The 24296-nt window shown below is 63.1% G+C and carries 20 protein-coding genes; 8 read left to right on the top strand and 12 right to left on the bottom strand.

Annotated elements, in window-relative coordinates:
* Positions 1-8: 8 nt before the first annotated feature.
* Together gltS and leuA are read right to left on the bottom strand one after the other, a co-directional pair.
* Positions 9-1199 (bottom strand): sodium/glutamate symporter, encoded by a 1191-nt coding sequence (gltS, locus tag PJK54_RS03400; RefSeq protein ID WP_077374665.1) that lies wholly within the window; start codon positions 1197-1199, stop codon positions 9-11.
* A gap of 458 nt (positions 1200-1657) precedes the next feature.
* Positions 1658-3382: a 2-isopropylmalate synthase gene (gene leuA / locus PJK54_RS03395; RefSeq protein WP_271302241.1), complete on the bottom strand. Its 1725-nt coding sequence runs from the start codon at positions 3380-3382 to the stop codon at positions 1658-1660.
* A 511-nt stretch (positions 3383-3893) separates the two neighbouring features.
* On the opposite strand from leuA, the gene PJK54_RS03390 reads away from it, so the two are divergent.
* Positions 3894-4379 (top strand): Lrp/AsnC family transcriptional regulator, encoded by a 486-nt coding sequence (locus PJK54_RS03390; RefSeq protein WP_077374671.1) that lies wholly within the window; start codon positions 3894-3896, stop codon positions 4377-4379.
* 170 nt (positions 4380-4549) lie between these two features.
* Here PJK54_RS03390 and hppD read toward each other — a convergent pair whose 3' ends face one another.
* Together hppD and PJK54_RS03380 are read right to left on the bottom strand one after the other, a co-directional pair.
* Complete coding sequence (gene hppD, locus PJK54_RS03385; RefSeq protein ID WP_271302240.1) at positions 4550-5632, bottom strand: 4-hydroxyphenylpyruvate dioxygenase; 1083 nt, start codon at positions 5630-5632, stop codon at positions 4550-4552.
* Between the two features lie 355 nt (positions 5633-5987).
* Positions 5988-6593 carry a LysE/ArgO family amino acid transporter gene (locus tag PJK54_RS03380; RefSeq protein ID WP_077374677.1) on the bottom strand — a complete coding sequence of 202 codons (606 nt, stop codon included), beginning with the start codon at positions 6591-6593 and terminating at the stop codon, positions 5988-5990.
* Positions 6594-6754: 161 nt separating this feature from the next.
* Between PJK54_RS03380 and PJK54_RS03375 the strand changes: the two genes are divergently transcribed.
* Entirely contained in the window at positions 6755-7693 is a 939-nt protein-coding gene (locus PJK54_RS03375; protein WP_077374680.1) for a LysR family transcriptional regulator ArgP, read from the top strand.
* Between the two features lie 54 nt (positions 7694-7747).
* On the opposite strand, the gene argE is transcribed toward PJK54_RS03375, so the two are convergent.
* Positions 7748-8986 carry an acetylornithine deacetylase gene (gene argE, locus PJK54_RS03370; protein ID WP_308478074.1) on the bottom strand — a complete coding sequence of 413 codons (1239 nt, stop codon included), beginning with the start codon at positions 8984-8986 and terminating at the stop codon, positions 7748-7750.
* A 140-nt stretch (positions 8987-9126) separates the two neighbouring features.
* Positions 9127-10005, bottom strand: coding sequence for an EamA family transporter (locus PJK54_RS03365; protein ID WP_271302239.1), 879 nt, complete (start codon positions 10003-10005; stop codon positions 9127-9129).
* A 166-nt stretch (positions 10006-10171) separates the two neighbouring features.
* On the opposite strand from PJK54_RS03365, the gene PJK54_RS03360 reads away from it, so the two are divergent.
* Complete coding sequence (locus PJK54_RS03360) at positions 10172-11548, top strand: aminotransferase-like domain-containing protein (protein ID WP_271302238.1); 1377 nt, start codon at positions 10172-10174, stop codon at positions 11546-11548.
* 126 nt (positions 11549-11674) lie between these two features.
* Here the strand turns inward: PJK54_RS03360 and fdhA are convergent, their stop codons facing one another.
* Complete coding sequence (gene fdhA, locus PJK54_RS03355; RefSeq protein WP_084208117.1) at positions 11675-12883, bottom strand: formaldehyde dehydrogenase, glutathione-independent; 1209 nt, start codon at positions 12881-12883, stop codon at positions 11675-11677.
* Positions 12884-13303: 420 nt separating this feature from the next.
* Here fdhA and PJK54_RS03350 point away from each other — a divergent pair, with 420 nt between their 5' ends.
* Together PJK54_RS03350 and cfa are read left to right on the top strand one after the other, a co-directional pair.
* Positions 13304-13681, top strand: coding sequence for a hypothetical protein (locus PJK54_RS03350; RefSeq protein WP_077374692.1), 378 nt, complete (start codon positions 13304-13306; stop codon positions 13679-13681).
* Between the two features lie 450 nt (positions 13682-14131).
* Positions 14132-15310, top strand: a complete 1179-nt coding sequence (cfa, locus tag PJK54_RS03345) for a cyclopropane fatty acyl phospholipid synthase (protein ID WP_077374696.1) — start codon at positions 14132-14134, stop codon at positions 15308-15310.
* A 99-nt stretch (positions 15311-15409) separates the two neighbouring features.
* Here cfa and PJK54_RS03340 read toward each other — a convergent pair whose 3' ends face one another.
* On the bottom strand, positions 15410-16009 hold the full coding sequence (locus PJK54_RS03340; RefSeq protein ID WP_240499676.1) for a MarR family transcriptional regulator: 600 nt from the start codon (positions 16007-16009) through the stop codon (positions 15410-15412).
* A 232-nt stretch (positions 16010-16241) separates the two neighbouring features.
* Positions 16242-17801 (bottom strand): sigma-54-dependent transcriptional regulator, encoded by a 1560-nt coding sequence (locus PJK54_RS03335; RefSeq protein WP_084208116.1) that lies wholly within the window; start codon positions 17799-17801, stop codon positions 16242-16244.
* Positions 17802-18262: 461 nt separating this feature from the next.
* Here PJK54_RS03335 and phhA point away from each other — a divergent pair, with 461 nt between their 5' ends.
* The 3 genes from phhA (at position 18263) to PJK54_RS03320 (ending at position 20744) form a co-directional block, all read left to right on the top strand.
* Positions 18263-19144: a phenylalanine 4-monooxygenase gene (gene phhA, locus PJK54_RS03330; RefSeq protein WP_271302237.1), complete on the top strand. Its 882-nt coding sequence runs from the start codon at positions 18263-18265 to the stop codon at positions 19142-19144.
* A 66-nt stretch (positions 19145-19210) separates the two neighbouring features.
* Positions 19211-19549: a 4a-hydroxytetrahydrobiopterin dehydratase gene (locus PJK54_RS03325; protein ID WP_191237496.1), complete on the top strand. Its 339-nt coding sequence runs from the start codon at positions 19211-19213 to the stop codon at positions 19547-19549.
* A gap of 1 nt (position 19550) precedes the next feature.
* The gene (locus tag PJK54_RS03320; protein ID WP_136938698.1) at positions 19551-20744 is read left to right on the top strand and encodes an amino acid aminotransferase; all 1194 of its coding nucleotides are present in this window, start codon (positions 19551-19553) and stop codon (positions 20742-20744) included.
* Positions 20745-20860: 116 nt separating this feature from the next.
* On the opposite strand, the gene PJK54_RS03315 is transcribed toward PJK54_RS03320, so the two are convergent.
* From PJK54_RS03315 to PJK54_RS03305, 3 genes are all read right to left on the bottom strand, one after another.
* Complete coding sequence (locus tag PJK54_RS03315) at positions 20861-22114, bottom strand: LysR family transcriptional regulator (protein ID WP_271302236.1); 1254 nt, start codon at positions 22112-22114, stop codon at positions 20861-20863.
* A 262-nt stretch (positions 22115-22376) separates the two neighbouring features.
* Positions 22377-22760, bottom strand: coding sequence for a RidA family protein (locus PJK54_RS03310; RefSeq protein ID WP_077374712.1), 384 nt, complete (start codon positions 22758-22760; stop codon positions 22377-22379).
* A 160-nt stretch (positions 22761-22920) separates the two neighbouring features.
* Positions 22921-24180, bottom strand: coding sequence for a D-amino acid dehydrogenase (locus tag PJK54_RS03305; RefSeq protein ID WP_141392336.1), 1260 nt, complete (start codon positions 24178-24180; stop codon positions 22921-22923).
* Positions 24181-24296 lie beyond the last annotated feature (116 nt).

Genomic DNA, 24296 nt, shown 5'->3' with positions numbered 1-24296 from the left:
TGTCATGTTCAGAAGAAGCCGAGGAAGCCCTTGATGATCAGCGAGTTGGCGATATCGATCAGGAAGCCACCCACCACCGGCACGATGATGAAGGCCAGACGCGACGGCCCGTGGTGCTGCGTGACCGCCTGCATGTTGGCGATCGCCGTCGGCGTGGCGCCCATGCCGAAACCACAGTTACCCGCGACCAGCACCGCAGCGTCGTAGTTCTTGCCCATCAGGCGGAAGGTGACCTGGGTGGTGTAGAGGAACACCAGCGCGACCTGTGCCAGCAGGATGGCCAGAATCGGCAGTGCCAGATTGGCCAGATCCCAGAGCTTGAGCGTCATCAGTGCCAGTGCCAGGAAGATGGACAGACTGATGTTGCCCAGCACATCCACGGCATGGGTATTGAGGTGCTTGTCGCCGAAGGCGCGCACCACGTTGCCGATGACGATACAGCTGAACAGCACCCACACGAAGGTCGGCAGCGAGAAGGCCGTATCCGCCGTGAGAGCCTGCAGCTGCTGACCGCTGACGACCCCGAGCAGCAACATGAAGAGCGTTTTCAGAGCATTGGCGGTATTCAGCGGGTGCTGGACTTCCGTCTCGTCATACTCGGAATCGCTGACCTGGGCATTGATGTCCTGTCCTTCACGCTTCATGCGATTGATCAGGAAACGTGCCGTCGGCCCACCGATCAGCGACCCGAACACCAGCCCGAAGGTGGCACAGGCCATCGCGACTTCCATCGCGCCATTGATGCCATATTCATCGGCGAAGACGTTGGCCCAGGCAGCCCCTGTACCGTGACCACCGGACATGGTGATGGAACCGCCGAGCAGCCCCAGCACCGGGTCGAGGCCAAACAGGCTGGCAACACCGACACCCAGCAGGTTTTGCAGGATGAGCAGGCCGATGACCAGCACGAGGAACAGGATCAGCTTGCTGCCGCCGGCACGAATCATGCGGACGTCCGCCGACAGGCCGACCGAGCCGAAGAACAGCAACATGAAGGGGGTCTGGAGACCGGCGAAGAACTGGAACTCGTAGCCCAGGCCACGCAGGCCGGTGACGATGAGGGTGGCGATGAGACCGCCGACCACAGGTTCGGGGATGTTGAACTCGCGCAGCACGCGTACGCGCTCGACAATCAGATGACCGACGACGAGGACAAGCGCCGCCAGCAGCAGGGTAGTGATAGCATCAAGTTGAATCATGCGATACCGATGAGTAGTTGTGGGTTGTTCTAGCGGACCTCCTGAACGAGAGGTGCACCGGCGAATCCCGACCGACGAGGGGATGGGGACACATCCATTGTCTCGTCACTCAGGGGGGTTGCCCTTGCACCGCTTGGAATTGTTGTGCTCTCGAATCCGTTGTACCACCAGATCGTTATCATTTACGCGGATGCAGCGATGATACGCAGGGATGGCACCGGTGCAAGTCCGGATATTGACTCGTCAGACAACTTCCGACAAAAGTCTATATCCGCTCGCCATGCCAAGGCCGGGGTTATCAGCTACTGACATTGCGCTCACCCCTTGCCATGACTGGGCTGGGGAGTGATCGGCCTTCAGAAACGACGAAGCCCTCGCCGCAAGGGGCGAGGGCTTCGTGGACCGTCACTGCAAGCAGGATTTCCGCCTTTCGTGGACGCTCGTGTCGCTCATTGCCGTCAGACGGCGACGGGACCCGCCTCTTCGGCACGTTCCGCTTCACTGCGTGCACTGCTTTCCAGGCCGCGATTGACCGCCGACAGCACCGCCTTGAGTGACGCGCTCACGGTGTCACCATCCTCGGCCATGCCGCAGACGCGCTTGCCATCGAGATTGAGCATCACGAAGGCCACCGCCACGGCGTCACTGCCTTCCCCGAGCGCATGCTCGCCGTAGTCCACCACGCTGACGGTGGCACCGGTGTGGCGCTGCCAGGCATCCATGAAGGCGGAGATGGCACCGTTGCCTTCACCGGCCAGGGCAATCTGCTCACCCTTCTCGTCAATCAGTGTCGCGGTGAGCTGCTCGGCCCCCTCACGATCCAGTCGATAGCCCTTGAGACTCAGCGGTGCCTCGCGCTTGAAGCTGGCATCGAGAATCGCGCGGATCTGGTTGCTGGACAGCTCACCACTGACCTGCTCGCTGGCCTTCTGCACGTGCGGGGCGAGCTCGAGGCTCATCCAGCGCGGCAGGCTGATGCCGTGATCGCGTTCGAGCAGGAAGGCCATGCCGCCCTTGCCGGACTGGCTGTTGACGCGAATCACCGCCTGGAAGTCGCGGCCAAGATCCTGCGGGTCGATGGGCAGGTAGGCGACCTGCCACGGCTCGTCCGCCTGCTGCTTCTTGAGGCACTTGCGAATCGCGTCCTGATGGCTGCCGGAGAAGGCGGTGTAGACCAGCTCCCCGACCCACGGGTGGCGCGGATGCACCGGCAGATTGGTGCACTCGGTGTAGACCTGGATGATCTCGTCCGGATTGGAGAGATCCAGCTCCGGGTCGATCCCCTGGCTGTAGAGATTCATCGCCAGCGTGATCAGGTCCATGTTGCCGGTACGCTCACCATTGCCCAGCAGCGTGCCTTCGATGCGGTCGGCACCGGCCAGCAGACCAAGTTCGGCAGCGGCCGCGGCACCGCCACGGTCGTTGTGGGTGTGCAGCGAGATGATTGCGCACTCACGACGACTGAGGTGCTTGATGAAGTACTCGACCTGATCGGCGAAGTGATTGGCCGGGCCCACTTCCACCGTGGCCGGCAGGTTGAGGATGCAGCGATTTTCCGGCGTCGGCTGCCAGACATCCATCACCGCCTCACAGACCTCGACGGCGTAATCCATCTCGGTGGAGGTGAAGCTCTCCGGCGAGTACTGGAACACCCAGTGGGTGTCCGGGTAACGCGCAGCGTAGTCCTTGACCAGCTGCGCACCTTCGACGGCGATGGCCTTGATGCCCTCACGATCCATCTCGAACACCCGCTCGCGCTGAACGGTGGAGGTGGAGTTGTAGACGTGCACCACGGCATCGCGCGCCCCGACCAGTGACTCGAAGGTACGGGCGATCAAGTGCTCACGCGCCTGCACCAGCACCTGGATGCTGACACCTTCAGGCACCTGGTCTTCCTCGATCAACCAGCGCACGAAGTCGAAATCGAGCTGACTGGCGGACGGGAAACCGACTTCGATCTCCTTGAGGCCGATCTTGACCAGCAGCTTCCACATCAGCTTCTTCTGCTCGACCGTCATCGGCTCAAGCAGCGCCTGGTTGCCATCGCGCAGGTCGACACTGGCCCATAGCGGCGCCTGGGTCACGGTACGCGACGGCCATTGGCGGTCGGTCAGCGCGACAGGCGTGACGGGGCGATATTTGGTGTGGTCGAAGGCAGCACTTGCCGTGGATGCAGCAGTCATGGTCGTGTCCTTGGCGTGGTGGGCGTGGAAAGCAACGTTCGACATCCGGATGCGGATTCGATGGCACCTTTCCCGCTCAACAGTGTCCCAATCGGGGCGCCTGAGTAAATGTGAGATGACGAGGGCATCAAGGCCCTCGCATCCGAAAGCTTGCCGCCAGCGCGACAGGCAAGCAAGTCGGAGGTAGAGAACATGGCCGCTACCTGCGACAGGACGTGGCTCCGGATCACGGTTGCCAGCGCGGAAGGAGAGATCGCGGGATCACCGTCGAATGCCTCTCAGCGGCCTCGCATCGATCAGAAGCGAGCCGGGTTCCGCAGGAAGCGGGCTGGACAGGGTGGCCAGTCCGCCTGCTCGCACGACCCTGATGGTCGAACATCTGAATCGCTGAACAGTGATTACAGTATATGCTTCATATCGGGGCGCATGATTGCGAAAAACCCACTAAACCGCCATCTTGAAAGCATTTTATTTCATAATTCACACCTTCACCGCCAATGGATTGCGAAAAATGAGCCAGAACATTTCTCTCCCGACACTGGACCGCTTCGATCGACGGATTCTTGACGAACTCCAGCAGTCGGGACGCATCAGCAATCAGGAGCTCGCCGAGCGCATTGGCCTGTCACCGTCACCTTGCCTGCGCCGGGTACGTGCCCTGGAAGAAAGCGGCATGATCACGGGGTATCGGGCACAGGTCGATGCCCGCAAGCTGGGCCTGAGCCTGATGGCGCTGCTGCATATCTCGATGGACCGCCATACCCCGGAGCGCTTCGCCAACTTCGAGGAAACCATCGCGGCGCTGCCCCAGGTGATGGAGTGCCTGCTGATCACCGGTCAGGAAGCCGACTACCAGCTCAAGGTGGTCGTCAATGACATGGATGACTATCACGACCTGCTGCTCAAGCAGATCACCCGTATCGAGGGCGTCACCGGCGTGCATTCAAGCTTCGTGCTGCGTCAGGTGATCGACCATCAGCGCGTGCCGACGATGTGATGACGCCATGAAGGCCAGTTGACCAAACGACGACGCCCCGCCGAATCTCGGCGGGGCGTCGTCGTTTCAAGGCGGAAGGTTCATCAGGCGGAAGGTTCAGGCTGACGGCCTCGCTAGCCGGCCACTCCGGCGGGCCAGCTCTGGTGAGCGCCCGCTGCTCGCGATGAAGCTCACCGCTCGCCCTCCAGCACCCCGCGACGGATCTGGTCTTCCTCGATGGATTCGAACAGCGCCTTGAAATTGCCTTCACCGAAACCGTCATTGCCCTTGCGTTGGATGATCTCGAAGAAGATCGGCCCGATCACCGTCTCGGTGAAGATCTGCACCAGGATTCCTTCACCCGGTGCGCCATCCACCAGCAGACTCAAGGCCTTGAGATCCTCGACGTTCTCTTCATGGTTGGGCACCCGTGCATCGACCTTTTCATAATAGGGTTCGGGTGTGGTCAGGAACTTGACGCCATTGGCCTTGAGCGCCTTGACGGTGGCATAGATGTCATCCGTCGCCATCGCCAGATGCTGGATGCCTTCCCCGTTGTATTCCCGGATGAATTCCGCGATCTGGGAGTTGTCGTCGGCGGACTCGTTGATGGGGATGTGCATCTTGCCGCAGGGCGCTGTCATGGCTCGCGAGAAGAGCCCGGTCATCTTGCCCTCGATATCGAAATAACGGATCTCGCGGAAGTTGGCGATACGGGCATAGAAGTCCGCCCACACATCCATCTGGCCGCGTCCGACATTGTGCGTCAGATGATCCAGCGTATGCAGGCCGACGCTGTTGGCATTCTCCACCGCCCCCTCGATGGCGACGAAGTCGGTGTCGTAGATCGAGCGTTCCCGGTGATGATCCACGAAATACAGCACCGAGCCGCCGATGCCTTGCACCGCCGGGATACCGACCTCTCCCGGGCCGACAGGGTGCTCGACACTGCGTGCGCCGTGCGCCAGCGCGTAGCGATGCGCCTGCTCGGCATCTGCCACGCGCCAGGCCATCGCACAGGCACTCGGGCCATGAATCGCCGCGAAGCGTGCCGCGGGGCTGTTCGGCTCGGCGTTGAGCACCACATTGATGCCATGCTGCTGGAACAGGAACACCTGCTTGGAGCGATGACGCCGCGTCTCGGTAAAGCCAAGCTGGCAGAACAGCCCACGCAGGGCATCGATCCCGGCGGCATCCGGTGCCGTGAACTCGACGAACTCGAAGCCGTCCGTGCCGATGGGATTGTGCTGTTCGATACGCGCCGGTGCGTTCATGAGGTACTCCTGAGTCAGGCTGCCGACAAGGCAGGCAAGGTAGAGAAAGGCGGGCGACATCCTTCATGACAGGCGAACGCGCCGCACATCACCTGTGATGTCCCGATTCCGTTATCGGGAATCTATGCCTTGCCTGCCGCCCTGCCCATGCACCTTGCGCCCTCATTGGTGCCGTATCCTGCCTCCCCCCACGCCAGACATGTAACGAAACTCTGCCATAGTGCTGACGGCCATCTCGACACTGCTCACCCGGGGCGCTCTCACTGCCGCGAGCACCTGACACTGCGTCATGCTTTCTTTACACCTATCGGCGCGTCGCGCCTGCGACTGCCACATGCCCGTCTTGCGTTGGCCGCTAGAGCCAGGCGCCACTGCCCAGCTGCCAGGCGACGGCCAGCAGAATGGCCGCGATGAAGGCTTCGATGACCTGCCAGGCACGCGGACTGGTCAGGCGGGGTGCCAGCCAGCCAGCACAGGCCACCAGCCCGAAGAACCAGACCATCGAGGCCAGGCTGGCTCCGGCGATGAAGCCCGCCGGCGAGCTCTGTTGTGCCCCGATGGCACCCAGCATCACCAGGGTATCCAGATAGACCTGCGGATTGAGCAAGGTCACCGCCAGCGTCGCCATCAGCACCTTGCCAAGGCTCGCCTTGAGCGCCGTACTCGCCGTGAGCTGCCCACCACTGCGCATGCGCCCCAGCGCCTTGACGGCTTGCCAGAGCAGGAAGGCGACACCTCCCCAACGCGCGATGCTCATCAACATGGGGGATTGCTGCATCAAGGCCCCCAGCCCCAAGACCCCCGCCACGATCAGCAGCCAATCACACAGCGCACAGAGCCCCGCGACCCACCATTGATGTTCGCGCTTGAGCCCCTGACCCAGCACGAAGGCATTCTGGGCACCGATGGCGATGATCAGCCCGGCCCCGACACCTGCTCCATTGAACACTGACCACCACATGACACTGCCCTTCCCTTGCTTGACTCTCTGATTCAGCGCGTTGCGCCCCTGTCTGCCTTCGGCGCGCTTCCGGACTTCCCGGCGCTGCAGCCGCAGGCAGAGTACGCTAGGATGAATACATCATGGAAATTGATTCAGGGAATGGCTCATAAGGATTTCTGATGCTGGACTACAAACTGCTGGAGGCGCTGGCCGCCGTCATCGACCAGGCAGGTTTCGAGCGCGGGGCACGCGCGCTGGGCCTGACACAATCAGCGGTCTCGCAGCGCATCAAGCTGCTGGAGGCCCGTCTGGGTCAGCCGGTACTGGTGCGCACGCCACGCCTGGGGCCGACTCCGCTGGGGCGGCGTCTGCTCAATCATGTGCAGCAGGTGCGCCTGCTGGAGCATGACCTGCTGGATCAGATTCCCGCTCTCGGTGACAGCGAGCAGCGCCTGCGCATCGCCATCAATGCCGACTCGCTGGCCACCTGGTGGCCACAGGTCACCGGTGCCTTCTGTCAGACGCACGAGCTGCTGCTGGACATGCTGGTGGAAGATCAGGAGGTCGCCCTCAAGCGCATGCGCGATGGCGAGGTGGCGGGCTGCATCTGCTCGACCCCACGCCCGGTCCAGGGGGCTCGCTCACACCCGCTGGGCAGCATGCGGTATCGCGCATTGGCCAGCCCGGATTTCGTGCGCCGCCACATCGCCGGAGAGGATGGCGTCATCCCGTCACGTCTGCCTGCCGAGAAACTGCGCAGCATGCCCGCCATCGTCTATGGCCGGGATGACCGTCTGCAGCATCGGCTGCTGGCCGAGATGGGCTTCGACGAGCCTTTCCCGCATCACCTCTGTCCCTCCTCAGAAGGCTTCGTTCACCTGGCCTTGAGTGGCATGGGCTATGGGATGATTCCCGAGCAGCAGGCGCGCCACCTGCTGGACAGCGGTGAACTGGTCGATATCGCGCCGGACCACGCGCTGGACATCCCGCTCTACTGGCATCACTGGCGCCATGGCGGCAGCACCCTCGAACAGCTCACTGATCACCTGCTGCGTCACTGCAGCGCCATGCTGCTGCCCATACCGGAGCAGCAACCGCCACGCCCGGGGACCCTGTGATCCTGTGATCCTGTGAGCTTATGACCCTGTCCGCATCACGCCAGCCCCTCGCACTCAGCTCGTCTGCTGCTCACGCACCAGCTGAGCGAGAAAGCGATCACAGGCCGCCAGCTGGCGGATGTCGATGTACTCGTTGGCCTGATGGGCCACGCTGATGGAGCCGGGCCCGCAAACCACCGTCGGCCAGCCTTCGCGCTGGAACTGGCCCGCTTCGGTGGCATAGGTCACCGCCTGACTGGCACGCGCCTCCCCCAGCAGACGCTGACAGAGATGGATCGCCGGATCACGTTCGCCCTGCCCCAGCGCCGGCACCGTCTCCACCGTGCGCTCACTGTGGATCGCCACCTCGGGCGCCCGCTCGCGATAGGGCACGAGCAGACGCTCCGCGTAGGCATCGATCTCCGCCAGCATCGCCTCGACATCCTCGCCCGGCAGATGGCGCAACTCCCAATCGAAGATGCACTGCCCTGCGGTGATGTTGACGGCCGTGCCGCCTTCGATGCGCCCGACATGCAGGCTGGCATGCGGCACCTCGAAACGCTCGTCGAGATGCCCACAATCGATGCGCGCCTGCATGCGGTCCTCGATGAAGGTGACCATGCGTGCCGCCAGATGAATCGCGCTGACCCCCAGATTGACCTGACTGGAATGCGACGGCTTGCCGGTCACCGTGGTGCGGATGACCGTGATGCCCTTGTGGGCATCGACGACGCTCATCAAGGTCGGCTCCCCCACCAGCACCGCCGCCGGGCGCGGCAGGCGATCACGCAGACGCGCGATCATGCGCGGCGCGCCGAGACAGCCGATTTCTTCATCATACGAGAAGGCGAAAATCACAGGCCTTTCAAGCTTGCCATCACGCGCTGCACTCACCAGCGCCGGCACCGCCGCCATGCAGCAGGCGATGAAGCCCTTCATGTCGGATGAGCCCCGCCCATACAGGCGGCCATCGGCCTCGCGCAGCGTGAAGGGATCACTGTCCCAGGCCTGCCCCTCCACCGGCACCACATCGGTATGCCCGGACAGCACCACACCGCCCTCCACGTCAGGGCCGATCACCGCGAGCAGATTGGCCTTGTCACCGCCATCATCATGAATGATCTCGGCGCTGACACCGGCCACTTCCAGAGCATCACGCAGGCAATGGATCAACGCCAGATTCGAGTCACGTGACACGGTCGCGAAATGGATCAGATGCGCCAGCCATTCACGGCTGTTCGGCCAATCGGAGAAGTCGGCGTGCTGAGGCATCAGGCTGGCGGTATCGACGGCGCTGGTAGCGGAAGCGTGCATGGGGGCATTCCTGTTCGGGGACATCTGAGCGGAGAGCACCATGCGCAACGCGCTGGCCTCATGTGCTCACCGGTATAGCGCAGCGCACCTTTGACAACAAGCGCCAGGCCACGCCAGGCACCGGGCCAGGAGTGCCGCGATCAGCCACAGGCCGCAAGCGCCTTGCGACGCGGGGGATAGAGCACCAGCGCGATCCCGAACAGGAAGATGCTGCACGAGAGCCACTGTGCCAGCGACAACTGCTCATCAAAGATGGCGTAACCACTGAGCAACGCGAACACCGAGACCAGCAAGGTCATGGGGGCCAGTTGACTCATCGGATACTTGAGCAGCATCCGGTTCCAGACCCAGTAACCAAAGAGGGTCGTCGGATAGGCCTGGAACAGCACCGAGACCCAGGCATCCATCCCCCACTGTTGATAGGTGGCACTCAGCACCCCCCAGCCATTCATCGCGACGCTCAACGCCATCAGCGGTAGCGGCGCAAACAGCATGCCCCAGAGGTTGAAGGCGAAAGGTGTGCGCGTGCCGGAGCTGCGCAGAATCACGCCAGCCAGGGGCCAGCAGATCGCCGCCAGCAGGATGAAGGCAAGTCCCGCCAGGGTCACGTTGCCGTTGGTGGTGAAGACGGAGACCACCAGCCCCACCAGCGAGACCAGAATGCCTGCCGCCATGCGCGGCGAGATGATCTCCCGGTAGAGCAGCACGCCGACCAGCACCGTGGTCAGCACATCGGTCTGCAACAGGACCGCCGCCATGCCAGAGGACAGTCCGAAGGTGATCGAGCATGAGGCCATGCCCCAGATACCGGTACCGAACACCAGCCCGTAGGCCATCAGGTAGCGCCACGGCACCTGCGGCTTGCGGATGAAGAAGATGAGCGGAAAGGTGGCACACGTGAAGCGCGCCGCGGCGATCAGCAAGGGATCCATGTCACTGACCCCCAGCTTGATCATCGAGAAGTTGAAGCCCCAGATTGCCATCACGCTGGTGATGAGCAATAGATCGCGTCCCTGCATGGCGTGTCTCCTGATCGAGGTTCCCTTGACGACGGGCAATGACCGCCGCTGTCCGCGACCGTGGAACATCACGGTAATGACGTGCGGCATACGAGGGCCAGTCTCGCTTGCCGCACCATGGCCGTACAGATACAGTTTCTGGACATTCCACCAGTACAGTTCGCTCATGGCACGCTATCGACAGCTGGCAGAGAAGTGCATTCAGGATATTCAGGCCGGCAGACTCAGCACCGGGGATCGCATGCTGTCGCTGCGCCAGTTTGCTCGCCAGCACGGCATCAGCGTGTCGACGGCGGTCAGCTGTTATGCGGAGCTGGAATCGCAGGGCTGGCTGATGGCTCGCCCACAATCGGGATTCTTCATCGCCGAGCCCTCACGTGTCATGCCCGCGCCCACCTGGCAGTCCTTCGAAAGCCGAGTCATCACGCCCGCCACGCATCGCCATCGCACGCAGAGGCGGTGCGGGCCGCTGGGCACTGCGCATCTGGCGCTGGACAGGGCGACCCGGCAGGCACTGGATCGCAGCCTGCGCCGCGCCATGAAGCGGGCCGTGCATACCCTCACCCAGTATCCCGCCGCGCAAGGCGAACCCGCACTGTTGAGCGCCTTGGCGAGCCATTTCACCCAGGCCGGCTTTGCGCTGGGCAGTGAGGAGCTGGTCATCACTCACGGCTGCATGGATGCGGTCAGGACGGCGCTTGAGGTCTGCACGCAACCCGGCGACACGGTGGCAGTCAGCTCACCGTGCTACAACGGCCTGCTGGATCTGCTCTCGCAGCTGTCCCTCGACGTCATCGAGATTCCCTCGAGTGCACAAGGCATCGATCTCGATCAGTTCGAACAGCATCTCGCCAACGGTCAGCTGCAGGCCGGGCTGTTCTGCACCACTCACATGAATCCCCAGGGCATCACCCTCACTCCCGCGCAGAAACAGCGCCTGGCCAGGCTTGCCAATCACTACCGCGTGCCGGTGATCGAGGATGATGTCTATCTCGAGCTCACCCATCGCGAAGCGCCGCCACTGCCAACGGCCTGCCACGACGAAGGTGGCTTCGTCATCTGGTGTGGTTCGGTCTCCAAGACCCTGTCACCGAGCTACCGACTGGGCTGGTGTCGGCCCGGTCGATTCCTTCCGCCATATCTCAAGCGCGCGCTGGGTGTGCCGACGCTGGTACAGTGCGCCGTCGCGGACTTCATCGATTCCGGCGCCTATGCCAGTCACCTCAAACGTGTCCGTCACCAGCTCAGCCAGCACAAGGCCCACTACCTCAACTATCTGAGTCAGCATCTGCCCGAGGGCAGTCGCGTGACGCAACCACAAGGTGGCCTGGTGCTGTGGATCGAGGTGCCCGGCCTCGATGCCAGAGCCCTCGGCAAGGCCGCCGAGAAGGCACAGCTTGATATCCGGATCGGCCCCTGGTTTACCGAATCTGCGCGCTATCGCAATTGTCTGCGTCTCAATATCGGCCTTGCACCGGATGAGCGGATCGAGCAGGAACTCGCCCGCCTGATGACGTTGATCGCGAATCACTGCAAACGCTGAAGGTTGTCGTGCTCACATGCGCCTGTCAGACAATGCAGACGACGCTGCCACGCCCCGGTCAACAGGGCGTGGCAGCGTCGTCTATAGCGAAAGCCTCCTGTCACGAAGGGTCTCTCATGCCCGATATCAGGCAGCGCGCCCGTTGCGCACCATGGCATGGGGGTCGATGACGAATTTCTTGGCAGCCCCACCGTCGAAGTCCGCGTAGCCCTGCGGCGCTTCTTCCAGACTGATGACCTGCACGTTGACCGCATCGGCGATATTGACGCGCCCGAACAGGATCGCCTGCATCAGCGGGCGGTGATACTTCATGACCGGACACTGCCCCGTGTGCAACGAGTGAGACTTGGCCCAGCCCAGTCCGAAGCGCATGGAGAGCGCACCGACCTTGGCGGCCTCATCCTCGGCGCCCGGGTCTTCGGTGACATAGAGGCCGGGAATGCCGATCTGGCCGCCGGCACGCGTCAGCGCCATTGCCGAGTTGAGTACCGTCGCCGGCTGCTCACGCCCATGATCACACCCACAGCCATGCGCCTCGAAGCCGACGCAATCGACGAAACAATCCACTTCGCGCTCGCCGAGAATCGCCTCGACCTTGTCCTCCATCGAGCCTTCCTGACGCAGGTCGATGGTCTCGCAGCCGAAGCTCTCGGCCTGCTGCAAACGCTCGGGAATCATGTCCCCGACGATGACGCAGGCCGCCCCCAGCAGCTGGGCAGACACCGCCGCCGCCAGCCCGACCGGCCCGGCACCCGCGATGTAGACCGTGGCGCCCGGCCCGACCCCTGCAGTCACGCAGCCATGGAAGCCTGTCGGGAAGATGTCGGAGAGCAGCGTCAGATCACGGATCTTCTCCATCGCCTGATCGGCATCCGGGAACTTGAGCAGGTTGAAGTCGGCATAGGGCACCATGACGTAATCCGTCTGCCCGCCAGTCCAGCCGCCCATGTCGACATAGCCGTAGGCCGCGCCGGGACGCGCCGGATTGACGTTCAGACAGATCCCCGTCTTGCCTTCCTTGCAGTTGCGGCAGCGCCCGCAGGCGATGTTGAACGGGACCGAGACGATGTCGCCGACCTTGATGAATTCCACGTCGCGACCAGCCTCGACGACCAGTCCGGTGATCTCGTGGCCCAGCACCAGGCCCTGGGGTGCCGTGGTCCGGCCACGCACCATGTGCTGATCGCTACCACAGATATTGGTCGAGACGACCTTGAGAATGACGCCGTGTTCACACTTGCGATTTCCCAGCGCCAGGGTCGGATAGTCCAGTGATTCGACACTCACCTTCCCCGCTCCCTGGTAGACGACTCCGCGATTGGCATTGGCTGACATGACGTGCTCCTGCTGGCATGGGATTTGGTGCATGGACGGCGTCAGACAGGCACGCTGACGACATCTCCCGTCACTTGCCGATACGCCGACCACCCGCCCCCTGTCGGTGGCGTCCGACCTGAAGGGCCCCTGCAGACTAGGCCACTTGCCACGGGTGAGCTGTCCAGATGAGGCATCGACATGCCCATGCGAGACATGCCACGACCAAAGTGGCAGTGCGCATGACCGAGGTCGTCGCGCCTGACCGACAGGATGCGTCGATGCATCGCCACACTTGAAGCCAGTGACACTGCCCCCACGTCAATCAGCAGAGCACGATGGATAATCCATTTCGCCATGGCAATCGCTCGCGCCAGTCCCTCGCTCCGTGAGCGAAGTCTCGCTGCGAGCCATTGGCCTGATTCATTCCAAGGAGAGACCATGACCATGACATCCAACGCCCTGCGCACCGCTTGCATGACCGTCGCCATCGCCGGAACCGCCTTCATTGCGGGCTGTGGCAACACCAGCGTGATCGAGAAGCAGGACACGCGTTACGAGGTCAGCGCCGTCGATGAGGACCGTGACGATGCCATCGCTCAGGTCAAGGAACGCGCTCTGGAAGTCTGCGAGGAGCAGGATCGCGACAAGTACGACGTGCTTGATTCCCGTGTCTTCGGACCGCAGGACAGCATGTCCAAGGCAGCCGAAGGCAACGACCAGCTGGAAGGCGGCACCATCAATGAGGATACCGAGATGGCCGCCGCCACCCACGAAGGTGAAGGCTACAAGGTCGCCTGGACCATCCGCTGCCGCTGAGGCGCCTTCCCGTCAGCCAGCCCGAGCTGACAGCAAGGCCATGTGCATGAATGCAAGAGCGCATGAGCACAAGAGCGCATGAACGCAAGAAAGCCGCCCCTGAGGGCGGCTTTCTTGCGTTCATGCATCACGAACCCCCGGAGACGGACGGCCGTTCGGAACGCGCAACCTCGGGTTGCCGCCCACGACGGGATATTGCAGCGCCGCATTAGACGACTCTTGACTATGCTGAGACGAAAGCGCTCGCCAGTTCGGCGCCTGCCATCCCCCCAGGACAGCGCAGCACGCGGGAGCGGAGGCGAAGCTTTTGCGTACCAGACAGCCGTGACACCCGAGCATTGCCATGCGAGACGCTCGACTACCCAACGCCCGGGGCGGTCGATCACTGCCATTTGCCATGACGAATCCATCAGGACTCTACGCGCCCAGCGCCGTCAAGGAGGCTTTTCCATGAGTATCGAACAACGCCTGGCCCCCGTTGCACTACCCGAAAACCGTCAACGACAGATCGTCGAGCGCCTGCTCTCTGGCTCCGGGGTCAGTCTGAATGGCCCTGACCCCTGGGATATCTGCGTCCGCCATCCGGATCTGTTCCGGCGGGTGCTGAATCAGGGCAGTCTGGGGCTGGGTGAGGCTTACATGGAAGGCTGGTGGGATTGCGAACGGATCGACGAGATGATCCATCGCCTGCTCAAGCATGGGCTGGGGGAGCGAGCCCACACCTTTGGTGAGCGCATCGCCTACCGCCTCCAGGCAGGAGTCATCAATCTGCAGAGCCGTCGTCGTGCCGAGGTGGTGGGCAAGGTGCATTACGACTTCGGCAATGACCTCTTCACCCGCATGCTGGACCCGACCCTGTGCTACAGCTGCGGATACTGGAAGGGATTGCCGATCGCGCCGGAGAACCTGGAGCAGGCCCAGCAGGCCAAGCTGGATCTCGCCTGTCGCAAGCTCGGGCTGACACCCGGCATGCGCGTGCTGGACATCGGCTGTGGCTGGGGAAGCTTCGCCGCCTACGCCGCGCGCCACTATGGCGTGGAAGTCGTCGGCATCACCATTTCCGCCGAGCAGGCGGCGCTGGCGCGGGAACATTGCCATGGCCTGCCAGTGGAGATCCTGCTCAAGGATTACCGTGACGAGCAATTCCGTCACGAGGTCGGCACCTTCGATGCCATCGTGTCCATCGGCATGTTCGAGCACGTCGGCCACAAGAACTACGCGACCTACTTCACCCGTGTCGCGCAGCTGCTGCGCCCCGGCGGTCGCTTCGTGCTGCACACCATCGGCTCCAACCTGAGCGACATCTCCGCGGACCCCTGGGTCAATCGCTACATCTTCCCCAACGGCGTGCTGCCCAGTGCCAGTCAACTGATCCAGGCCAGCGAGCATCACCTGATTATGGAGGACTGGCAGAATTTCGGTGCCGACTACGACCCGACGCTGATGGCATGGCGTGCCAACCTCGATGCCAGATGGCATGAACTGGCCGACACCTACACGACGCGGGACAAGCGCATGTTCGAGTATTATCTGGGTGCCTGTGCCGGGGCCTTCCGCGCCCGCCAGCTTCAGCTCTGGCAGGTGGTCTTCACCCACGGCAATCCGGGGCGTTACGACGCACCACGCTGATCCGCTTGCGCCCTCCGTGCGCCTGGCACTCTCCAGCCGTGCCAGGCGTCCGGCAAGGCGACTCACCAGGGGACGACTTGCCCCTTGGTGACCCATGACTCATGACTCACGATGCGTCGCCGGTGACCGGGAGCGCGTCCCTCTGGCACCTGTCCGTGATGCCGGGGCATTGCCTGCCGACTCGGCCTGCGAGCGGGAGATGCTGTGCCTGGCATTGCGCTCCAGCGCCTGAAGCATGCCGGCCAGCTGATCCAGCGATTCATCCTCGAAGCCGACATATAGCTCCTCGCGAACTCGCGCGATGCGCTCACCCAATTGCACAAGGCATTCATGCCCCGCCTCGGTGAACCACAGGCAGCGAGCACGACGATCCGTGGCGTGGGGTTCGCGACGAATCAACTGCTGACACTCGAGCTGATTGAGCGTGCGCGTCAACGACGGCATCTCGATTCCCAGCTCGCTGGCCAGCATCTGCTGGGTACAGCCCTCGCCAAGCTTCTCCAGATGCACCATCACCGTCCAGCGGGCTTCCGTCATCCCCAATGGCTCGACCGCGGTCGTGATCGAGGTACGCCACAGGCGGTGGACACGCCCGAGCAGGCCTCCCAGGGAGGGCTTGATGGTCTCGTGAAGGGGTTGAGCATCATCACAGGCTTTCATCGCCTGTAGCGCCACTTCGTCGTCAGTGCCTTGTTGCATGATGATTCTCCGTCTCCACGCCACGGGGCTCACCCCCTGGATGAGCCCCGCGATGCCAACGTCAATTTAGCTTGCTAATGAATGGCGGAATCATACGCTTTATTAGCGGGCAAATCAAAACACGCGTGACGGGACGCGCTCGGCAGCATCCTGCCACTCCCCTTTCCGATGGCGCGCTGGCCTGTTTGCGTGCCTGAGCGCGTGCGTGAGCGTTCGCGTGATCCTCGCGCGGCTAGTCCGCCTCCGAGCCGATCCCATGGCGCTTGAGCTTGTTGGCAATGGTGGTGTGCGAGACACCAAGACGCTTGGCCAGCAGTCGGCTGGAGGGGAACTCCGGATAAAGACGCGCCAGCACGCGCCGCTCCACCTCGTCGTGGATATCGCCGAGGCTGCCTGCCAGATCGATGCTGTCCAGACCTTCATCGCGCACCTCGCCAATCAGGCGCAGATGCTGCGCCTCGATCACCTCGCCCTCGCACAGCGAGACCGCCTGGAACAGCACGTTTTCCAGCTGGCGCACGTTGCCGGGCCAGTGATAGCCGCGCAGGCGTGCCATCGCCTCCGGTGAGAGAGTGCGAACACGCGCTCCGATCTGGCGCACGGCACGTTCGAGAAAGTGATGTGCCAGCTCCTCCAGTCCATCCAGGCATTCCCTGAGTGGCGGAATCTGCACGCACAGCACATTGAGACGATGGAAGAGGTCGTGGCGGAAGCGCCCTTCGCTGCTCAGCGCCGGCAGGTCCTGCTGGGTCGCGCAGATGACGCGCACATCCAGAAAGGTCTCTTCATCGCTGCCGACACGCCTGAAGCCACCATCCTGCAGAAAGCGCAGCAGCTTGACCTGCATGCGCGGGCTCATCTCGCCGACCTCATCGAGGAAGATGGTGCCACCACTGGTCAGCTCCAGCAGACCCAGCTTGCCTTCCGGCCGTGCTCCCTCGAAGGCGCCCGGGGCATAACCGAACAGCTCCGTCTCGGCCATTGACTCCGGCAGGCCCGCACAGTTGAGCGCCATGAACGGTGCCTGCCCGCGTGGACTGGCCAGATGGCAGGCGCGCGCCAGCAATTCCTTGCCGGTGCCGGTCTCGCCCTCGATCAACAGCGGGGCATCCAGCGGCGCCATGCGCCTGGCCTCCTTGACCACGGCGGACAGCTGGCGGCTTGCCTGGAAGATGGCCTCGAACCCCCGCACCTCGGTACGCTGGATCTGATAGATACGCGAGCCCAGACGGTCCGCACGATGCAGGGTGACCACGGCCCCCGCCAGCGAGGCCACGTCCTCGTTCTCGGTATGCAGCGGCGCGATGTCGGCCAGGAAGGTTTCCTCTCCGACACGCAGGCGCAGGCCGTTGACGCGGGCATTGTTGCGCCGGATCAGCTCCGGCAGGTCGACATCCTGGATGTGACGCGTCAGTGCCAGCCCCGGCACCTCATCGATGCGGACGCCCAAGAGCTTGCCGGCCGCACGATTGGCCGCCACCACGCGTCCCTCCATGTCGATGGACATCACCGGATCAGACAGCGATGACAGCAGTGCATTGAGCTCCAGATGACGCCGTTCGGTGGGCATCAGGCTGACCCGGGTGACCTTGAAGACCCCGGGAATTTCCTCCAGTGCTGGCTTCAGGGTGGAGAGCTGCATGCGCAGCATGTTGGGAACATGCAGATAGATGGAATTGTTGGCCTCCCCACCGACCTCACCACGCAACACGTTGAGGCCGTAATCGGCAAAGGGGGCCAGGATGTCGCGCAGAATCCCGATCCGGTTCTGACAGGTCAGTTTGAGGCGCATGGCGTTCTCGGCATTGTCGTTGGCATATCGTCGCTGTCAGGGTGGCTCTGACGGCACGGCTCTGAGGGTCAGGCGCTTGAGGATCACAAGCGTGGAGGGGAAACGCTGATGACCCGAGGACATCATTCGAGCTACCGCAGGGCAATGCGGCACATCGATGACGTTAACGTAAGCGTTATCAAAAACCTCGTAAAGCATTCCTTACAATAGACGGTATTGCCGGCACGCAAAACTGCCCGAATGGCACTGATCGAGGCCATCAGCCGCACAGGTGTCAGGATTATGTGACAAGAGACGGGACATCGCACCGCTATCTGCCGCGCAAAAGCAGGCCGTGGCACTGGTCAAGGCTGTCCGACAAGGCCTAGCGTAGTCATCGACATGCAGGGACTGACATGTCCGCCATGATGACAATACGGCAGCCTGCCCACGCAGCGCCGCCATACCGTTCGGGAGGTTGCATGAACGCACCGCAGGGTCGTGACTGGCCACAGGCATCCCAGGTATCTGCGCCCGGCTCGCAGGCTCAGGCCAAGGGCACCCGCTACGTGGCGCATGAACCGGATAGCCGGGGCAGGATCCGTTACAGCGATCAGGAGCACGCCACCTGGCAGACGCTGATGACGCGCCAGCTGGCGCTGGTCGAGGGACGTGTCTGCCGCGAGTACCTGCAAGGGCTTGAACATCTTGACCTGCCCAGGGATCGCATCCCCCAGCTGGACGAGATCGACCGGGTGCTCGAGGCGGCCACCGGCTGGCGAACCGCACGAGTACCAGCCTTGATCCCCTTCACCCGCTTCTTCGAACTGCTCGCCGAGCGGCGCTTCCCGGTTGCCACCTTCATTCGCCGTCCCGAAGAACTCGATTACCTGCAGGAACCGGACATCTTCCACGAGATCTTCGGTCACTGCCCGATGCTTACCCACCCCGCCTTCGCGGAATTCACCGCCACCTACGGTCGACTCGGTCTCGCTGCCAGCAAGGAAGAGCGCGTCTACCTGGCCCGCCTCTACTGGATGACGGTGGAATTCGGCATGCTGCGCGAGGTTCAACCCGATGGCAGTAGTGCGCTGCGCCTCTACGGCGGCGGCATCATTTCCTCGCCACGCGAGACCTGCTATGCACTGGGCGAGCTCGAAGACAGTCTCGAGCGCCCCGAGCACCTGCCCTTCGATGCCGTCGAGGCACTGCGCACCCCGTATCGCATCGACATCCTGCAGCCGCTCTACTATGTCCTGGAATCGCTGGACGATCTGCATGAACTCGCCAGTCGCGACATCATGGCGCTGGTGCACGAGGCCATGGCGCTCGGTCTCAAGACGCCGCGCTTCGCACCACGCTGATCGCACCGGCGCCTTGCGCTTCTTTTCACCCGCCCCACCCTCGTTCCCCAAGCCGGAGATAGTGACATGACCGAACTCGCCAGACAGTCCTGTGAAGCCTGCAGTTTCGATGCCCCCAAGGTCAGCGACAGCGACATCGAGACGCTCAAGACCGCCATTCCCGAGTGGCAGTTGCTCAATCGCGATGGCATCATGCAATTGGAGCGATGCTTCACGTTCCGCAACTTCAAGCAGGCACTGGCATTCACCAATCGCGTAGGCGAGATTGCCGAGGACGTCGGGCATCACCCGGCACTTCTCACCGAGTGGGGCAAGGTCACCGTGACCTGGTGGTCCCACGAGATGAAGGGTCTGCACAAGAACGATTTCATCATGGCCGCCAGAACCGACGAGGTAGCGAAATAAGATGTTCGAGCAGATTGCGCGTGTACCCGGGGATGCCATCCTCGGCCTGATCGAAGCCTTCAACAAGGACACCAACCCGCAGAAGGTCGACCTCGGCGTGGGCGTCTATCGCGATGCCAACGGCAATACGCCGGTCATGCGTGCGGTCAAGCAGGCCGAGGACCGCCTGGTCGAGAGCGAAGTCACCAAGACCTACATCGGCTCCCACGGTGACCCGCGCTTCGGCAAGGTCGTGCTGCCGATGGTGCTGGGCGCCGAGTCGCCGGTGCTGGCTGCCAACCGTGCCAGCGCCACTCAGGCGCCCGGCGGTACCGGTGCCCTGCGTCTGGCGGCAGACTTCATCGCCAGCAACCTCAAGGGCCGTGATATCTGGCTGTCCACTCCGACCTGGCCGAATCACCTGGGCATCTTCGATGCCGCAGGCGTGACGCGTCACAGCTACCCGTATGTCGACGAGAACAATCGCCTCGACTTCGACGGCATGCTGGCGACCCTCAAGACGATTCCGGAAGGCGATGTGGTGGTGCTGCACGCCTGCTGCCACAACCCGACCGGGTTCGACCTGAGCCGCGAGCAGTGGGACCAGGTGCTGGAAGTCGTCCAGTCACGCAAGCTGCTGCCGCTGATCGACTTCGCCTATCAGGGCTTCGGTGATGGCCTGGAAGAAGATGCCTACGGCGTGCGCCTGCTGGCCGAGAATGTCGATGAGGCCATCATCACCAGCTCCTGCTCCAAGAACTTCGGCATCTACTGCGAACGTACCGGCTGCCTGATCCTGATCGCCAAGGACGAGGACAGCATGCTGGACGTGCGCTCCCAGGCCGCGATCACCGCGCGTGAGAACTACTCCAATCCGCCGGCACATGGCGGTGCGGTAGTCATCGACATTCTCGAGGACGAGACGCTGCGCGCGGAGTGGAAGAGCGAGCTGACCGAGATGCGCGAGCGCATCAATGGCCTGCGTCGTGAGTTCGTCGAAGCGCTCAAGCCGTATGGCCTGGATGAGCAGTTCGCCTTCATCGCCGAGCAGCGCGGCATGTTCTCCTACACCGGCCTGACACCGGAGCAGGTCGATCGCCTGCGTGACGAGTTCGGCATCTACATGGTGCGCTCTGGACGCGCCAACGTGGCCGGCTTCTCCAGCGAGAATCTGCCTTACGTCGCCAAAGCCATCGCGACCGTCGTCAAGGGCTGAGCCTGACCGAACGCTTCGTGCAAGATGAAAAACCCGCCGATTGGCGGGTTTTTCATTGCTGGGGCGAGACATTGTCAGGCGCCCTCAGTCGGCAGCCTTCGCTGTCACCGCGAACGTCATTCCTCGCGCTCGACAGGCAGCGTCGCAAGACTCGCTGCCACCGCCTCTTCCAGCAGGCTGACCAGCAAGGCCTGCACCTCATGCAGCGATTCATCGTCCTGCGTTGCCTGCCACTGCCACTTGAGCGCCTGATAGCGCTCGCTGCGCATCGAGAGCGGCATGCCGATCAGGTCGCCTCCGGCGTCCTCGAGTACCTGATGCGCCGACAGGGCATCGATGATGGTGGCAGCACTGCCTGAGCGCGCCAGACGCCCAGCGCTGGCAGGCGTGGCCACCTCCACCAGACTCGCCGGCGTCACGCGCTCTCGCTTGAGAAGTCCACGGACCAGCCGCCCCTGACTGCTGGTTTCCGGCAGCTCCACGAACGGCCGCTCATTGAGGCGTTCCACCGTCAGCGGCTTGTCGAGCAGTGGCCAGCGCGAAGGCCACAGCAATATCAGTGGCAGCTTGAGCGCAGTAGTCTGGCCTGCAGCGTCGCGCTGCTCGTCGGCAGCCTCGACGGGAGGCTGTGCCGCCGTTGTCGTGTCGTCCAGAGAGGACAGCAGATCATCCTGGCGAGTGATACCGACCTCCGACAATGCGGCATCGTCTCCCAGCTCCGGCATGCCTGAGGAGATGCCCTGCGCCGCAGGGATGCCGGCGCCCTCCTCGGCGCCCTCCACCAGCACGGTCTCCTCACGGGCCCGGGCGCGCAGACTCTGCTTGAGTTCGCGCGCGCGTGCGGCCGCTGTCCTGGCACGCTTGCCGCCCTGAGGCTCCTCCGGGGCTTCCAGCGTGACGGCCATGTGTATCCGCCCCTCGGCCAGCGCCGCGGCATGTGACGAGGCTTCCATCACCTCAAGGCTCGGCAGCCAATCACTCAACGACTCGCTGGCCGCGATGCGCTCAAGCCATCCGGTGCTGAAGGCTTCCAGAGACGGCGTCACTGCCAGTACCAGGCGCGGGCGCTTGCCACTGCCCGGCCCGAAGGCCAGTCGCCTGAGCTCGGACTGCGCGGTGAACATCCGGGCCAGTGACGGGGTCAGGCGTTCGGCTTCCGGCGTGGGCACCAGGCGGCCTCCTTCACGCAGGAACAACGAATAGCCCAGCGTCTGCTCAAGCTGCGCCAAGCCCCGCGAGACCACCGGCACGCTGATGCCAAGCTGCGCCGCGCCACCCTTCATCGATCCGCACTCGATCACCGCCCACAGCATTTCCAGCTGACGCAGCCGTATGCCGGGTTCACGTGTGCCTGTGTCTGACTGCGCCATGATGTTGCTCCTTGAAGGGGTTCGTCCGCGATGCTCCGAGAGTCAGCAGTGGGCGCCGGCTCATTTAGCCTTACGCTAATCATGCTGACGCCAAATGTCACGCTTCACCTGCCTTCAAGACGTCATGCCCCTGAAACGACACTCCCCCCGCTGATGAGTCAGCGAGGGGAGTGAGGGACAAGGCATCGATGCGCCAGTCATTCGTTCAGACCGGCCACTCGTTCAGGCCGGTCATTCCTTCAGACCGGCAATGGACGAGCCGTCACGAGAGTGCCAGTACGCCTTCTGCTTCAAACAGCACGCCCTTGGGCAGCTCCTTGACGCCGACGGCAGCACGCGCCGGATACGGCTGGCTGAAGTACTGCTCCATCAAGGTGTTGACCACGCCGAAATTGCTGAGATCGGTCAGGAACAGGTTGACCTTGACCAGCTGATCCAGGCTACCGCCAGCCGCTTCACACACCGCCTTGAGATTGCGGAACACCTGATCGGCCTGAGCCTCGAATCCGCCCTCCACCACGTCCATGGTGGCCGGGTCCAGCGGGATCTGGCCGGACAGGAACACCAGGTTGCCGGTACGCACCGCCTGGGAATAGGGACCGATGGCGGCAGGTGCGGCGTCAGTGGAGATGATCTGCTTGGTCATGCGGGCTTCCTTGTATCGAGTGCTGAAAGAGAGGTCTTGAAGCGTATGGGAGACGCGTCACCTGACAGCGTGCTCAGCGACTCCCTGATGACACGAGACGAGAAACGGGGGCGATCCGGGCCCGCCGACACCGGCAGGCCCTGACGACGGCACATGACATTCAGGCAGCGTAACGACCGAGGTTCAGCCCGTTCGGGTCGATGCCGGGCGTACGCCCGCCGACCAGGTCCGCCAGCAGGCTGGCGCTGCCACAGCTCATGGTCCAGCCGAGCGTGCCGTGTCCGGTGTTCAGCCACAGGTTGTCATACTTGGTGCCACCGATGATCGGCGTGGAATCCGGGGTCATCGGACGCAGGCCGGCCCAGAATTCCGCCTTGGCATAGTCGCCCGCTTCCGGGAAGACATCACGCACCACCATGTTGATGGTCGCACGGCGCTTCTCGAGCAGGGACAGGTCGAAGGACGCAAGCTCCGCCGTACCGCCCACGCGGATGCGATCATCGAAGCGCGTCAGCGCGACCTTGAAGGTCTCGTCCATCACCGTGGACTGCGGCGCGGCATCGGCATTGATGATCGGCACGGTCAGGCTGTAGCCCTTGACCGGGTAGATCGGCAGATCCAGATCCAGATCACGTGCCAGGAAGGGCGAGTAGCTGCCCAGGCACATCACATAGCTGTCGGCGCTCATCTCGCCGCGGTCGGTGATCACCTTCTCGATCCGGCTACCAGTACGCTGGATGCGCTGGATCGTGGTATTGAAGACGAACGTGACGCCCAGGGTGTCACGGCAGTAATCCGCCAGCCGGTTGGTGAACAGATGGCAATCACCGGTCTGATCGTCCGGCAGGTGCAACCCGGCGATGAACTTGCCCGGCACGCGCGCCAGGGCCGGCTCGACGGCGGCGCAGGCCTCGGCATCCAGCAGCTGGTGACGCACGCCACATCCGGCCAGTACCTTCATGTCCTTCTGCACGGCCTCGACCTGGGCCTCGTTGCGGAACAGCTGCAGCAGGCCCTTCTGACGGTCCTCGTAGCGCAGCCCTGTCTCTTCACGCAGCGAATTGATGCACAGACGACTGTATTCCGCGACGCGAACCATGCGCTCCTTGTTCACGGCATAACGGTCCGCATTGCAGTTGGCGAACATCTTGACCATGAACTTGGCCATCTGGGGGTCCATGCGCGGCTGGATCTTGAGAGGCGCGTGCTCCTGGAACATCCACTTGACGGCTTTCTGCGGAATGCCCGGAGCCGCCCAGGGAGAGGAAAAACCGAAGGACACCTGGCCGGCATTGCCGTAGCTGGTTTCCATCGCCGGGCTGGCCTGACGATCCACGACCGTGACCTCATGGCCCTGACGCGCCAGATAGTAGGCACTGGTCACGCCGACGACACCGCTTCCGAGCACAAGAATCTTCATGTTGTTCTACTCCGTGACTGCAACCGCGCTCGGCGGTGGAAGAAAGGGGGTTCCGTGCGCCGCGCACGAAACGTATCGCTTGATCCAGCCCCGAGCAGCAGCGCCGCCTTCAGTGG

Origin of the sequence: Cobetia sp. MMG027 (genome assembly GCF_027947415.1) — a bacterium.
In the GTDB taxonomy this organism is placed as follows: domain Bacteria; phylum Pseudomonadota; class Gammaproteobacteria; order Pseudomonadales; family Halomonadaceae; genus Cobetia; species Cobetia marina.
The sequence above is the reverse complement of the archived record's forward strand: the minus strand, read 5'-3'. Positions and strand labels throughout refer to the sequence as shown.

Coding starts and splice junctions, on each gene's coding strand:
- gltS (WP_077374665.1), bottom strand. CDS start 1,199: ATGATTCAACTTGATGCTATCACTACCCTGCTGCTGGCGGCGCTTGTC.
- leuA (WP_271302241.1), bottom strand. CDS start 3,382: ATGACTGCTGCATCCACGGCAAGTGCTGCCTTCGACCACACCAAATAT.
- PJK54_RS03390 (WP_077374671.1), top strand. CDS start 3,894: ATGAGCCAGAACATTTCTCTCCCGACACTGGACCGCTTCGATCGACGG.
- hppD (WP_271302240.1), bottom strand. CDS start 5,632: ATGAACGCACCGGCGCGTATCGAACAGCACAATCCCATCGGCACGGAC.
- PJK54_RS03380 (WP_077374677.1), bottom strand. CDS start 6,593: ATGTGGTGGTCAGTGTTCAATGGAGCAGGTGTCGGGGCCGGGCTGATC.
- PJK54_RS03375 (WP_077374680.1), top strand. CDS start 6,755: ATGCTGGACTACAAACTGCTGGAGGCGCTGGCCGCCGTCATCGACCAG.
- argE (WP_308478074.1), bottom strand. CDS start 8,986: ATGCACGCTTCCGCTACCAGCGCCGTCGATACCGCCAGCCTGATGCCT.
- PJK54_RS03365 (WP_271302239.1), bottom strand. CDS start 10,005: ATGCAGGGACGCGATCTATTGCTCATCACCAGCGTGATGGCAATCTGG.
- PJK54_RS03360 (WP_271302238.1), top strand. CDS start 10,172: ATGGCACGCTATCGACAGCTGGCAGAGAAGTGCATTCAGGATATTCAG.
- fdhA (WP_084208117.1), bottom strand. CDS start 12,883: ATGTCAGCCAATGCCAATCGCGGAGTCGTCTACCAGGGAGCGGGGAAG.
- PJK54_RS03350 (WP_077374692.1), top strand. CDS start 13,304: ATGACCATGACATCCAACGCCCTGCGCACCGCTTGCATGACCGTCGCC.
- cfa (WP_077374696.1), top strand. CDS start 14,132: ATGAGTATCGAACAACGCCTGGCCCCCGTTGCACTACCCGAAAACCGT.
- PJK54_RS03340 (WP_240499676.1), bottom strand. CDS start 16,009: ATGCAACAAGGCACTGACGACGAAGTGGCGCTACAGGCGATGAAAGCC.
- PJK54_RS03335 (WP_084208116.1), bottom strand. CDS start 17,801: ATGCGCCTCAAACTGACCTGTCAGAACCGGATCGGGATTCTGCGCGAC.
- phhA (WP_271302237.1), top strand. CDS start 18,263: ATGAACGCACCGCAGGGTCGTGACTGGCCACAGGCATCCCAGGTATCT.
- PJK54_RS03325 (WP_191237496.1), top strand. CDS start 19,211: ATGACCGAACTCGCCAGACAGTCCTGTGAAGCCTGCAGTTTCGATGCC.
- PJK54_RS03320 (WP_136938698.1), top strand. CDS start 19,551: ATGTTCGAGCAGATTGCGCGTGTACCCGGGGATGCCATCCTCGGCCTG.
- PJK54_RS03315 (WP_271302236.1), bottom strand. CDS start 22,114: ATGGCGCAGTCAGACACAGGCACACGTGAACCCGGCATACGGCTGCGT.
- PJK54_RS03310 (WP_077374712.1), bottom strand. CDS start 22,760: ATGACCAAGCAGATCATCTCCACTGACGCCGCACCTGCCGCCATCGGT.
- PJK54_RS03305 (WP_141392336.1), bottom strand. CDS start 24,180: ATGAAGATTCTTGTGCTCGGAAGCGGTGTCGTCGGCGTGACCAGTGCC.